Raw genomic sequence first — 12,217 nt, 5'->3', positions numbered from 1 at the left:
GAGTTGTCTAAGGTGCCCCCAACGAAAGGATGCCGCATGTCTAACGCCGCTGACACACTTCTTGACGACGATGAGGGCTTGCCGCGCAACCTGGTGGCTCAGGTGGTGGATGCGGTTGCAGCAGGGGACAAGTCGCAGCTGGATGCGCTGCTGGATCCGCTGCATCCCGCTGATATCGCTGACCTTTTGGAACAGATCGACGAACGGGGCCGCGCTTCGCTGTTGGCCCTGTGGAAAGGCGGGATGGATGGCGACATCCTGTCAGAGCTGGGCGATGACCTGCGCGAAGAGGTCATCGATGCCCTCGGTCCGCGTGAATTGGCCGAGGCCATCCGCGATCTGGAAAGTGACGATGTCGTCGATCTGGTGGAGGATCTGGGTGACGACCAGCAAGAACAGGTTCTGGATGCGCTGGGCGACGTGGACCGTATGGCGGTGGAAAAGGCGCTGGCCTACCCAGAGGAATCCGCAGGCCGGCTGATGCAGATGGAGGTCGTGCGCGCCCCGTCCCACTGGACGGTGGGGGAGGCGATTGATTATCTGCGCGCCTCGGACGATCTGCCGGAACAGTTTTACCACCTGATCTTGGTGGATCCGCGCATGAAACCCGTGGGTTATGTGACGCTGGGGCGCCTGTTGGGCACACCCCGTGCCATCCATCTGACCGAATTGCTGGAGCCGTCGTTTCGGACGTTCCGCGTCGATCAGGACGAAGAGGACGTGGCCTATGCGTTCAATCAGTATCACCTGATCTCGGCCCCTGTGGTCGATGAAGACGACCGCCTTGTGGGGGTCATCACAATCGACGACGCGATGATCGTGCTGGACGAGGAACACGAAGAAGACATCCTGCGTCTGGCCGGTGTGGACGGGGAATCGAGCCTGACAGACAAGGTCATCGCCACCACCAAACGCCGCTTTCCGTGGTTGGCTGTGAACCTGGTCACGGCCATTCTGGCCTCCATGATCATTTCCCTGTTCGAAGAGACCATTGCAGGGCTGGTGGCGCTGGCCGTGCTGATGCCGATTGTGGCATCCATGGGGGGCAACGCGGGCACGCAATCGCTCACGGTGGCGGTGCGGTCTATGGCGACGAAAGACCTGACAGGCGCCAACGTCTGGCGGGTGATCAGGCGGGAAGTCTTGGTGGGCCTCGTGAACGGCGTGGCCTTTGCCGTTATCATGGGGATCGTGGGATATATCTGGTTTGGTGAGCCAATGTTGGGCGTGGTGATCGCGCTGGCTATGGTGATCAATCTGGTGGTTGCGGGGCTTGCGGGCACCGCGATCCCAGTGTTGCTCGAAAAGGTCGGGATTGACCCCGCGCTTGCGTCGGGTGCGTTTGTGACGACTGTCACGGATGTGGTGGGCTTTTTCGCATTCCTGGGGTTGGCTGCGGTGATGCTGCTATGACGCAGACATTGTCCGACCGAAAAGACGCCGCGCGCAAAGCGGCCTTCGCGGCCCGTAAGGCGGCCCATGCCAAGGGGCAGGGCCACGCGGGCCACCTGTCGGCCGTGCTGGCAGGCTACCGCGGCGTACCACTGGCGGGGTATGCGCAGATGCGCACAGAAATTGACCCGACCCCCGCCATGGAAGAGGCCGCCGCCCACGGCCCTGTGGGCCTGCCGGTGATCGAGGCGGCCGCAACCCCTTTGACGTTCCGCGCCTGGACCCCTGGCTGCGCCATGATCCCAGGCGCATTTGGCGCACAGATCCCAAAGGAGGGCGACTGGATCACACCTGAGATTGTCATCGTGCCCCTTGTGGCGTTCTCCCGCGAAGGCGGGCGTTTGGGCTATGGCGGCGGCTTTTATGATCGCACCCTCGAAGGTCTGCGCGCCGTGAAACCTACATTGGCCATTGGCTTTGCCTATGCCACACAGGAAATGGAGGATCTGCCGCTGGAGCCCACCGATCAGCCGCTGGATCTGATCGTCACCGAACAAGGCGTCATCGAACCATGACCTCTCAAATTGTCCTCCGGACTGTTTCGCTGTTTCGCAAATATGCCGGGGTCTGGGGCAGCGCCCCAGCGGATCGGAGGGCCTTTGGCCCTCCGATCCAAATCCCCACAGACATGCATTTCGTCCACATCCATGTGTCAGGAGCCCCCCGATGAAAATTCTTTTTCTTGGCGACGTCATGGGCCGTGCCGGACGCACGGCCGTCGTGGAAGAGCTGCCCAAATTGCGCGCGGCCTGGGCCTTGGATTTCGTCGTGGTGAATGGCGAAAACGCGTCAAACGGCGCGGGGCTGACCGCAAAACATGCACAAGCCTTGCTGGGCGCAGGGGCCGATGTTTTGACCCTGGGCGACCACGCGTTTGATCAAAAAGACATGATGCAATTCTGCGAGGCTGAACCGCGCATCATCCGCCCCCTCAACTACTCCAAAGCGGCCCCCGGCAAAGGCGCGCGGGTGTTTGAGGCCACGCGGGGACGCAAGGTTCTGGTGACGCAGGTGCTGGGGCAGGTCTTTATGAAACGCGCCTTTGACGATCCGTTCTCTGCCGTGGAAACCGTGTTGAAGGCCCATCCTTTGGCGGGTGCCGTGCAGGCGTCACTGGTGGATGTGCATTGTGAGGCGACGTCGGAAAAGATGGCCATGGGTCACTACTGCGACGGGCGCGCGTCCGTTGTTGTGGGCACGCACACCCATGTGCCCACATCCGACACGATGATCCTGTCCGGCGGCACGGCCTTTCAATCCGATGCAGGCATGTGCGGCGATTACAATTCCGTCATCGGCATGCAAAAAGACGAACCCCTGCGCCGGTTTATCACTGGCATGCCCAAGGCGCGGTTTGAACCTGCGAAGGGCGAGGCCACGCTCAGCGGGCTTTATGTTGAAACCGACGACCGCACCGGCAAGGCCACACGGGTTGAGCCTGTGCGCCACGGGGGGCGGTTGGCGCAACACGGGCCGTCACCGGTTGACTAGCACCTTGACCCGCGCCGACGCCCTGCCGTGGGTGGCGTTGATTTTGTTTGGCGCGGGCTGGGGCATCATGCAGCCGCTGACGAAGATTGCTGTGTCTGGCGGGTTTGAGCCGTTCGGGATCATGGTGTGGCAGGGGGTGGCCTCGCTCGTGTTGGGCGGACTTTTGTCCGCGCGATACGGGCCACCACGGGGGCGCTGGCAATGGCTTTTTTGTGCCCAAGTGGCCGTTCTGGGTACGCTGATCCCCCATTTCGCCAGCTTTACCGCCATCGCGCATTTGCCTGCGGGCCTGATGGCGATCATCATGGCGTTGATCCCGATTTTTGCACTGCTCATGGGCGGCGTCATCGGGTTGGAGCCTGTGACGGCGCGCCGGGCGCTGGGCATCGGCTGCGGGCTGGCGGCGATTGCGGTGATCGCGGCCACCCACGGCGATATGGGCACCGACCTCGGGACAGGCCCGCTTTGGGCGGTGGGCGTCGCGGTGGTGGCCCCCTTGTGCTATGCCACCAACAGCACGCTGACCTCGGCGCGGGGCCTGTATGGGATGCACCCCTTGCAGGCGCTTGCGGGATCGGCGCTGTTGTTTTTGCCGGTGGCCACGGGCGGTGCTGTGATCACCGGCCAGCTGAAGGGTCTCGGCGCAGATCTGCCGTCGCTGGCGGTGGCGGGCAGCGTGGTAGGGCACACATTGATTTATGCGGGATTTTTGTGGCTGATCGCACGGTCAGGCGCTGTGTTTGCAAGCCAAACCGCCTATTTGGTGACGGGGTTCGGGGTGCTGTGGTCCATGGTGCTGTTGGGCGAACGCTATGCTTTGGCCATCTGGCTGGCCCTGGCGTTGATGTTGGCGGGGCTGTCCCTTGTCCGGCCACGCGCCACGGGCGACACTGGGACGAATTAAAGAGGGAGACTGCGGGTGGTTCAGTTGTTGGGTCTTTCCCAGACCGGTCAGGCGATTTTGACGTTGGGCGTGGTAGCGATCATGTTCGTGCTTTTTGTGCGCGAAACCTACCCGACGGAGGTTGTGGCGATGGCTGGCGTGTCGCTTTTGTTGGCCTCTGGCGTGCTGCCCTATGATACGGCGCTGACGGTTCTGTCGAACCCCGCGCCCTGGACCATTGCGGCGATGTTCATTGTCATGGGGGCGCTGGTGCGCACTGGGTCACTTGATGCGTTGACGTCGCTGGCCGAACGCAATGCCAAGAAGAAGCCGATGCTGTCGCTGGCGGCCTTGATGGGGTTTGTGGTCGTGGCCTCGGCCATTGTGTCGAACACCCCTGTGGTCGTTGTGATGATCCCGATCTTTGTGCAACTGGCAAAGACCTTGGGGATGTCTGCGTCCAAGCTGCTGATCCCGCTGTCATATGGTGCGATTTTGGGCGGCACGTTGACCCTGATCGGCACGTCCACGAACCTGTTGGTCGATGGTGTGGCCCGCGCCGAGGGCCTTGAGCCGTTCACGATTTTTGAGGTCACGCCCTTAGGCCTTATCCTTGTCATCTGGGGGATGATCTATCTGGGCGTGATTGCGCCACGGCTCTTGCCCGACCGCGACAGCATGGCGACGTTGTTGTCGGACCGCAGCAAGATGCGCTTTTTCACCGAGGCCGTGATCCCCCCCGACAGCAACCTGATCGGGCGAGAGGTGACGGGGGTGCAGTTGTTCAAACGCGATGGTGTGCGGTTGATTGATCTGGTGCGGGGCGATCTGTCGTTGCGGCGCAATCTGTCTGGCGTGACCTTGCAGGTGGGCGACCGCGTGGTGCTGCGCACCGCCATGACGGAGCTGTTGTCCTTGCAGCGCAACAAGGAACTGCGCCGCGTGGATCAGGTGTCTGCGGTGGAGACCCAGACGGTTGAGGTGCTGATCACGCCGGGCTGCAAGATGGTCGGCCGGACGCTGGGCGCGCTGCGTTTGCGGCGGCGGTTCGGCGTGTATGTTTTGGCGGTGCACCGGCGCAACCAGAACATCGGACGTCAGCTGGATGATCTGGTGGTGCGCGTGGGCGATACCTTGTTGTTGGAGGGATCGGCGGAGGACATCCAGCGGTTGGCGGTGGATATGGATCTGGTGGATGTGTCCAAACCCTCGGCCCGTGCTTACCGGCGGTCCCATGCGCCGGTGGCGCTGGCCGCCCTTGTGGGCATCGTGGCGCTGGCGGCCTTTGGCGTGGCGCCGATTTTCCTGCTGAGCGTTCTGGCGGTCACGATCGTGTTGATCACGCGCTGCATTGACGCGGAGGAGGCCTTTTCCTTTGTGGACGGGCGGTTGTTGGCGTTGATTTTCTCGATGTTGGCGGTGGGGGCCGCGTTGCAGGCGTCAGGGGCCGTGGCCTTGATTGTGGAGGCGGTGGCGCCGGGGCTGGCGCTGTTGCCGCCGTTTCTGATTGTTTGGGCGGTGTATCTGCTGACGTCGGTGTTGACAGAAACCGTGAGCAACAATGCGGTGGCGGTTGTGGTGACGCCGATTGCCATTGGTCTGGCCGATGCGCTGGGCTTTGATCCGCGGCCCTTGGTGGTGGCGGTGATGGTTGCGGCCTCGGCCAGTTTTGCCACACCCATCGGGTATCAGACCAACACGTTGGTTTATGGGCCGGGGGGATATCGGTTTAGTGACTTCATGAAGGTCGGGATTCCTTTGAACCTGAGCATCGGGATGCTGGCCTCTGCCGTTATTCCCTACATCTGGCCGCTGTAGCGCGGGCCAAATTTTTGCAAAAAATTTGGGGGCAGACTTTTGTGAAAAGTCTGTGGTCGGTTTGTGCAAAGCGACGGGCCCAGTTGGTGGACGCGGCGTTTCGGTGCGGCCATGGGGGCCTCCGGCGGGAGTTTTTCCGGTCAGATGAAGATCAGAGCGGCCAGAAAACCAGGATCGCGGGGATCGAGACGGCGACGACGAGGAGTTCAAGCGGAAGCCCCATGCGCCAATAGTCGCCAAAGGAGTAGCCGCCGGGGCCAAGAATGAGCGTGTTGTTCTTGTGCCCGATAGGGGTCAAGAACGCGCTGGAGGCCGCCACGGCCACGGCCATCAGGAACGGGTCGGCGGAGACGCCCAAGGTGTTGGCCATCTGGATGCCCACGGGGGCGGCCACGATGGTGGTCGCGGTGTTGTTGAGGACATCGGACAGGGTCATTGTCACCACCATCAGCACGGTCAGGATCATCCATGGGGCCAAGCCTTCGGTCAGGCCCACCAGAGCACCGGCGATCAATTCGGTTCCGCCTGAGGTTTCCAAGGCGGCGCCCAGCGGGATCATGGAGCCCAGCAGGACCACAACCGGCCATTCGATGTGGGTATAGAGTTCAGACAGGGGCACGATTTTGGCCAACACATAGGCCATGACCACAAGCCCCAGTGCAATCGGCAGATAGATCAGGCCAAAGCTGGCGGCGGCCACGGCGGCGGCAAAGAGGCCGATGGCCAGCCAGACTTTGCGGTCCGCCGTGACAGCCACGCCGCGGTCGGCCAAGGGCAGGCAGCCGAGCCATTCCGTCACGTCCGTTGCGCGGTCTTGTGGGGCCAGCAGCAACAGAATGTCGCCGGGGTAGATTTGCGTTTTGCGCATCTGGGATTTGACCGGTTTGCCCTTGCGGCTGAGGCCCATCAGGACGGTGCGTTGACGCCATGCCAGCCCGATGGCTTCGGCGGTTTTGCCGGTGATGCGGGAGGTTTCGGTCGCCACGACCTCGATCACGGTCAGACCGTCGGATGTGGCCTGCAACAGCTCTTCGCGTTTTGTGTCCGAAAAGTCGAGTTTGAGGGCCGTGCGGAATTCATCGAGCGCCTCTGGTGCGGCTTCGATCACAAGGATGTCCTGGGCCTGCAGGGCCGTGTTTTGGGCGGTGCCGTAAAGACGTTTGCCGTCGCGGATCAGGCCAAGGATCGCGACATCGTTTTTTTCGGCATCGTCGTAGAGTTCGCGCAGACGGGTGCCGATGAGTTTGCTGTCGTGGGGAACGGTGAGTTCGGCCAGATAATCGGTATAGCTGTCAATGGTTTGGCCGGCACCTTTGCCATCGGCCGCAGGGATCAGGCGCCAGCCGATGAGCGCCACAAAGATCAGCCCTGCAAGGGCCGTGATGCCACCCACGGGGGCGAAATCGAACATGGCAAAGGGCTCCCCCAGGGTTTCTTCGCGGATGGAGGCGATGATGATATTGGGGGGCGTGCCGATCAGCGTGACCATGCCGCCGAGGATTGTCGCAAAGCTGAGCGGCATGAGGCTGAGGCCGGGGGCGCGGCCTGCTTTGCGCGCGGTCTGGATGTCCACGGGCATCAGCAGGGCAAGGGCCGCCACGTTGTTCATAAAGGCCGAAAGCACGCCACCGATGGCGCCCATAATGGCAATATGCGCGCCCAGTTGGCGCGACGCATCCACCAGCGTTCGGGTGATCAGATAGACGGCGCCTGAACGCACGAGACCCGCAGACACCACAAGCACCAGCGCCACAATGATGGTGGCCGGATGGCCGAAGCCGGAAAAGGCATCCTCAGAGGGCACCACGCCCAGAACCACGCCGATCAGCAAGGCGGAGAAGGCCACGATGTCATAGCGGAACCGCCCCCACAGGAGCATGCCGAAGACGAGGCCGAAGAGCGAAAACAGGATGATCTGGTCTGGTGTCATGGTCGCTGTCTAGCCTGCAAGCTGTGCCAAGGGAAACGGTAAGATGACGCGATGGTTCCCTTTCATTTCAACGGAACGTCTGTGCTGTGGCCAAGGCCCTGCGGCTGGTCTTGCTGAGGGTGGGCGGGTTGGCCTATAGAAGCGCTGATACGCAATTTCACATGACCCCGCGGGAGACGAGACATGGCAGGCCATTCAAAATGGGCAAATATTCAGCACCGCAAAGGCCGTCAGGACAAGATCCGCGGCAAGCTGTTTTCCAAATTGTCCAAGGAGATCACGATTGCCGCCAAGATGGGCGACCCGGACCCGGACAAGAACCCTCGGTTGCGGTTGGCGGTGAAGGAAGCCAAGGGCCAATCCATGCCCAAGGACAACATCGAACGGGCCATCAAGAAAGCGACCGGTGGGGATGCTGAGGATTATGATGAAATCCGCTATGAGGGCTATGCCTCGGGCGGGGTGGCGGTGATCGTCGAGACGATGACCGACAACAAGAACCGCACCGCGTCCACCGTGCGGTCGACCTTTTCCAAGGCGGGCGGCAATCTGGGCGAGACCGGATCCGTGGGCTTTATGTTCGATCGCAAGGGGCAGGTGGTTTATCCGGCCTCTGTGGGCGATGCGGATACCGTGCTGGAGGCTGCGATTATGGCAGGCGCGGAAGATGTGCAAAGTGACGACGAAAACCACGTTATCATCTGTGCGGATACGGATCTGAATGATGTGTCCAATGCGCTGGAGGCGGATTTGGGCGAATCTGAGTCCACCAAGCTGATCTGGCAGCCCAACATCACATCCGAGGTCGATCTGGATGGTCTGACCAAGGTGATGAAGCTGGTCGAGGCGTTGGAAGATGATGACGATGTTCAGACGGTCACCACCAATCTGGATGCCTCGGACGAGGTGATGCAGGCCTTTGCCGAGAGCGACGGCTAACCCGATTGAGCGCCTGCGGCGCGCATGATTTTTGGTGCGTGTGGCGGGCGTGAGCCCTGTGCGGGGGCTTTCGGGAGGGGTGAGATCGGCCCTCCGGGGGGAGTTTTTCGGGCCAGATGAAGCGGGGGCATGTGTGACATGATCTGGGCATTTTTGAACGGGTTTGGGTTGTCGCTGTCGTTGATTTTGGCAGTCGGCGCGCAGAATGCGTTTGTTTTGAAACAGGGGTTGCGGCGTGAGTTTGTCGGGCCGCTGGTGGCGTTTTGTGCGGCGTCTGACGCGGTTCTGATGGGCTTGGGCGTGTTTGGTTTTGGGGCGTTGACGCGGGCGGTGCCTGCTGTTGCGCCTTTGATGTTGTGGGTGGGGGCGGTGTTTGTCTTCGCTTACGGATTGCTGAGTTTTCGGCGGGCTTTTGCGGGCGGGGAGGCGTTGGATCCGGCCACATCTGGCAAAGGATCGTTGCGGGCGGCCTTGGCGTTTTGTTTCGCGATCACATGGTTGAACCCGCATGTTTATCTGGACACGGTTTTGTTGGTGGGTTCTGTGGCGGCACAGTTTGACGGCGCACGGGTGGCGTTTTGGGCCGGGGCCAGCGCCGGATCGGCGTTGTTTTTCGTGGCCTTGGGCTATGGCGCGCGATTGCTGGCGCCGGTCATGGCCAAGCCGCGGGCGTGGCAGATTTTGGAATTCCTTATTGGTGTGGTGATGGTTGTCATCGCTGCAGGTTTGGTGTTGAGCGCGCTTTGAGGTTGCGCCCGGCGGTTAAGGGGCGTTTTGTGGGGCCATGTCACATCCCCAAGCAACACAAGATCGGCCCGTTCTGGGTGCGTTCTGGATGGTCGTCACCGGCCTGAATTTTGTCGCCGTCACGGCCATTGTGAAACATGTGGGCGGGGATGTGCCCGCCGCCCAGGGCGCGTTTTTACGCTACCTTTTGGGGTTGGTGTTTTTGATCCCCATGATACGGCCCATTTTGGCGGCCCATCTGACGGGACGGCAGCTTAAGCTGTTTGCCGCTCGGGGTGTTGTTCACACTTTAGCAGTGATTTTGTGGTTCTTTGCCATGGCGCGCATTCCGATCGCGGATGTGACGGCGATGAATTACCTGTCCCCGGTTTACGTCACGTTGGGGGCTGCATTGCTGTTGGGTGAGCGCCTTCCGCCGCGTCGTTTGGCGGCGGTGGTCTTTGCTTTGATCGGGGCGGTCATCATCTTGCGCCCCGGCTTTCGGGAGGTTGACGTGGGCCATATCGCCATGTTGGGCACGGCGCTTGGCTTTGCCGCGGGGTATTTGGTGGCCAAACAGCTGTCGGGGGAGGTGTCGGCGGCGGTTGTCGTGGGGATGTTGTCGATCACGGTGACGATTGGGCTGGCCCCGTTTGCCTATGCGGTCTGGGTGCCTGTGGGGCTGGTCGATCTGGGCTGGCTGTTTCTGGTCGCCTGTTTTGCCACTGCGGGCCATTATTCCATGACGCTGGCGTTCAAGGCGGCGCCCTTGACCGTCACACAGCCGGTCACGTTTTTACAGCTGATCTGGGCGGTTCTGCTGGGCTATTTCGTGTTTAACGAGGGCGTGGATGTCTGGGTGATCACAGGCGGCACGGTTATTCTGGCGTCGGTCAGTTTCATCACCTGGCGGGAGGCCGTGGCCAAAGCCCAAGGACGAGAGTTGGCAACGCCTGCTGTGCATCAGACGAAAGGCTAGACTCCGACCGCGCGCGCCCCAATATAGGGTATATGTCGCTGCCACCGGGATTCTTGGACGAACTGCGCAACCGGCTGTCCATTGGGCAGGTCGTCGGGCGCAAGGTCATGTGGGACCAGCGCAAATCCAATCAGGGTAAGGGCGATTTGTGGGCGCCGTGCCCGTTCCATCAGGAAAAATCTGCGTCGTTCCATGTGGATGACCGCAAGGGGTATTATTACTGCTTTGGCTGTCACGCCAAAGGTGATGCGATTTCTTTTGTCCGTGAGACGGAGAATGTGGGCTTCATGGAAGCGGTCGAAATCCTTGCCGGGGAGGCGGGCATGACCATGCCCAAACGCGATCCGCAGGCCCAGCAAAAGGCGGACAGACGCACCCAACTGGCCGAGGTGATGGAGATGGCGGTGCAATTCTTCCGCCTGCAGTTGAAGACGGGTGCGGGGGGCGCGGCCCGGGACTATCTGGCGGGGCGGGGCCTGACGGGGCCTGCGTTGGAGAGATGGGAGATCGGTTTTGCCCCTGATGGCTGGCAAAACCTGTGGGATCATCTGACGGGCAAGGGCGTGGCGGAGGACCTGATCCTTGGGTGCGGGCTGTCGAAGGCGAGCACCAAGGGGGGCAAACCCTATGACACGTTCCGCAACCGCATCATGTTTCCGATCCGCGATGCACGGGGCCGCGCGATTGCCTTTGGCGGGCGGGCGATGGATCCGGCTGATAACGCGAAATATCTTAACTCTCCTGAAACGGAATTGTTTGATAAGGGGCGCAATCTGTTCAACCTGAAGCCTGCGCGCGAGGCGGCGGGCAAGGGCCAGCCGTTGATCGTAGCGGAGGGGTATATGGATGTGATCGCCCTGTCCGAGGCGGGGTTTCAGGCTGCTGTGGCCCCCCTGGGCACGGCCGTGACGGAAACGCAGTTGCAGATGATGTGGCGTGTCTCGCCCGAGCCTGTGATCACGCTTGATGGGGATACAGCGGGCCAGCGGGCGGCCATGCGGGTGATTGATCTGGCGCTGCCGCTGCTTGAGGCGGGGCAATCGGTGCGCTTTGCCATGATGCCAGAGGGGCAGGACCCCGATGATTTGCTAAAGGCGCAAGGGGCCGGGGCCATGCGCGAAAAGATCGAAGGTGCGGAGCCGATGGTGCAGCTGCTGTGGCAGCGTGAGATTGAGGGTAAGGTGTTTGACAGCCCCGAACGCAAGGCCGCATTGGACAAGGCGCTGCGTGAAAAGATCATGCTGATCAAAGACCCCAGCATCCGCAGCCATTACGGCCAGGCCATCAAGGACCTGCGGTGGGATTTGTTTGGCGCGGGGCGCGGTGGTTCTGCGCAAGCGGGCGGACCGCGACGCGTGTGGCATCCTAAGGGCGCGAAGTTACCGGCGCAGGCCAGCACGAAAACATCGGCCCTTGCGGCGGGGGCCATGGTTGAAGACCACCTGCGGGAGGCTGTGATCGTCGCTGTTTTGCTGCGCAACCCACTGATCGTGAACGAATTTTACGGCGCGCTTGAACGTATGGCCTGTTCGACGCCAGACATTGACCGCGTGCGCATGGCGATTTTGAAATGCGACGCGGACGCAGCACTGCCCGAACATGTCGCAGAGGAAATCGGCGGCGAGGCCCTTGAAAAACTGCTTGGCCAAGCCCACGTCGCGATCACACCAGCAGTGCGAAGGCCCGACAACGGCGATCTGGCGCGCATGTGTCTGGCCGAAGAATTTGCCAAGCTGACCGCCCGCCGCGGTCATGCCCATGAAATCGAAGATGCGATCGAAGAACTGTCGTCCGATGTGGCCGACGAACGCCTGACAAAACGGTTGGCACAATCGCTGGCCGCAATGAACAACGCGGGTCAACAGGACGGCGACGATCGCGCGGAATACGACACCGGAGACAACGGTGCCCGCATGAAGAAAGAAGAACGCAGTGCGTTTGATGCACTTTTGGACCGAATCACCTTTGCCAAAGACGGCAAGGGGCCCTAAGTCCATCA

The 12,217-nt window shown here is 61.5% G+C and carries 10 protein-coding genes; 9 read left to right on the top strand and 1 reads right to left on the bottom strand.

The features are described 5' to 3' along the window. Positions 1-36: 36 nt before the first annotated feature. The 5 genes from mgtE (at position 37) to PSJ8397_RS04555 (ending at position 5,644) form a co-directional block, all read left to right on the top strand. Positions 37-1,413: a magnesium transporter gene (gene mgtE / locus PSJ8397_RS04575; protein WP_085863337.1), complete on the top strand. Its 1,377-nt coding sequence runs from the start codon at positions 37-39 to the stop codon at positions 1,411-1,413. After that, positions 1,410-1,967: a 5-formyltetrahydrofolate cyclo-ligase gene (locus PSJ8397_RS04570; protein WP_085863336.1), complete on the top strand. Its 558-nt coding sequence runs from the start codon at positions 1,410-1,412 to the stop codon at positions 1,965-1,967. Before mgtE ends, PSJ8397_RS04570 begins: the two co-directional genes overlap by 4 nt. Before the next feature lie 151 nt (positions 1,968-2,118). Then, on the top strand, positions 2,119-2,943 hold the full coding sequence (locus PSJ8397_RS04565) for a TIGR00282 family metallophosphoesterase (RefSeq protein WP_085863335.1): 825 nt from the start codon (positions 2,119-2,121) through the stop codon (positions 2,941-2,943). 4 nt (positions 2,944-2,947) lie between these two features. Then, positions 2,948-3,847, top strand: coding sequence for a DMT family transporter (locus PSJ8397_RS04560; RefSeq protein ID WP_085863334.1), 900 nt, complete (start codon positions 2,948-2,950; stop codon positions 3,845-3,847). Positions 3,848-3,862: 15 nt separating this feature from the next. Then, the gene (locus PSJ8397_RS04555) at positions 3,863-5,644 is read left to right on the top strand and encodes an SLC13 family permease (protein WP_200811279.1); all 1,782 of its coding nucleotides are present in this window, start codon (positions 3,863-3,865) and stop codon (positions 5,642-5,644) included. A gap of 151 nt (positions 5,645-5,795) precedes the next feature. Here PSJ8397_RS04555 and PSJ8397_RS04550 read toward each other — a convergent pair whose 3' ends face one another. Continuing rightward, complete coding sequence (locus PSJ8397_RS04550; RefSeq protein ID WP_085863332.1) at positions 5,796-7,574, bottom strand: SLC13 family permease; 1,779 nt, start codon at positions 7,572-7,574, stop codon at positions 5,796-5,798. Positions 7,575-7,757: 183 nt separating this feature from the next. On the opposite strand from PSJ8397_RS04550, the gene PSJ8397_RS04545 reads away from it, so the two are divergent. The 4 genes from PSJ8397_RS04545 (at position 7,758) to dnaG (ending at position 12,209) form a co-directional block, all read left to right on the top strand. Continuing rightward, the gene (locus tag PSJ8397_RS04545; RefSeq protein WP_085863331.1) at positions 7,758-8,513 is read left to right on the top strand and encodes a YebC/PmpR family DNA-binding transcriptional regulator; all 756 of its coding nucleotides are present in this window, start codon (positions 7,758-7,760) and stop codon (positions 8,511-8,513) included. A 138-nt stretch (positions 8,514-8,651) separates the two neighbouring features. Beyond that, positions 8,652-9,260 (top strand): LysE/ArgO family amino acid transporter, encoded by a 609-nt coding sequence (locus tag PSJ8397_RS04540; RefSeq protein ID WP_085863503.1) that lies wholly within the window; start codon positions 8,652-8,654, stop codon positions 9,258-9,260. A gap of 37 nt (positions 9,261-9,297) precedes the next feature. Next, positions 9,298-10,218, top strand: coding sequence for a DMT family transporter (locus tag PSJ8397_RS04535; RefSeq protein ID WP_085863330.1), 921 nt, complete (start codon positions 9,298-9,300; stop codon positions 10,216-10,218). A gap of 32 nt (positions 10,219-10,250) precedes the next feature. Next, the gene (dnaG, locus tag PSJ8397_RS04530) at positions 10,251-12,209 is read left to right on the top strand and encodes a DNA primase (protein ID WP_085863329.1); all 1,959 of its coding nucleotides are present in this window, start codon (positions 10,251-10,253) and stop codon (positions 12,207-12,209) included. Positions 12,210-12,217 lie beyond the last annotated feature (8 nt).

The sequence above is a fragment of the Pseudooctadecabacter jejudonensis genome (genome assembly GCF_900172275.1).
GTDB lineage: Bacteria > Pseudomonadota > Alphaproteobacteria > Rhodobacterales > Rhodobacteraceae > Octadecabacter > Octadecabacter jejudonensis.
The sequence above is the reverse complement of the archived record's forward strand: the minus strand, read 5'-3'. Positions and strand labels throughout refer to the sequence as shown.

What these genes read in the sequence shown, in the direction of transcription:
- dnaG (WP_085863329.1), top strand. Translation starts at nt 10,251, where the DNA reads ATGTCGCTGCCACCGGGATTCTTGGACGAACTGCGCAACCGGCTGTCC.
- PSJ8397_RS04570 (WP_085863336.1), top strand. Translation starts at nt 1,410, where the DNA reads ATGACGCAGACATTGTCCGACCGAAAAGACGCCGCGCGCAAAGCGGCC.
- PSJ8397_RS04540 (WP_085863503.1), top strand. Translation starts at nt 8,652, where the DNA reads ATGATCTGGGCATTTTTGAACGGGTTTGGGTTGTCGCTGTCGTTGATT.
- PSJ8397_RS04545 (WP_085863331.1), top strand. Translation starts at nt 7,758, where the DNA reads ATGGCAGGCCATTCAAAATGGGCAAATATTCAGCACCGCAAAGGCCGT.
- PSJ8397_RS04535 (WP_085863330.1), top strand. Translation starts at nt 9,298, where the DNA reads ATGTCACATCCCCAAGCAACACAAGATCGGCCCGTTCTGGGTGCGTTC.
- mgtE (WP_085863337.1), top strand. Translation starts at nt 37, where the DNA reads ATGTCTAACGCCGCTGACACACTTCTTGACGACGATGAGGGCTTGCCG.
- PSJ8397_RS04565 (WP_085863335.1), top strand. Translation starts at nt 2,119, where the DNA reads ATGAAAATTCTTTTTCTTGGCGACGTCATGGGCCGTGCCGGACGCACG.
- PSJ8397_RS04550 (WP_085863332.1), bottom strand. Translation starts at nt 7,574, where the DNA reads ATGACACCAGACCAGATCATCCTGTTTTCGCTCTTCGGCCTCGTCTTC.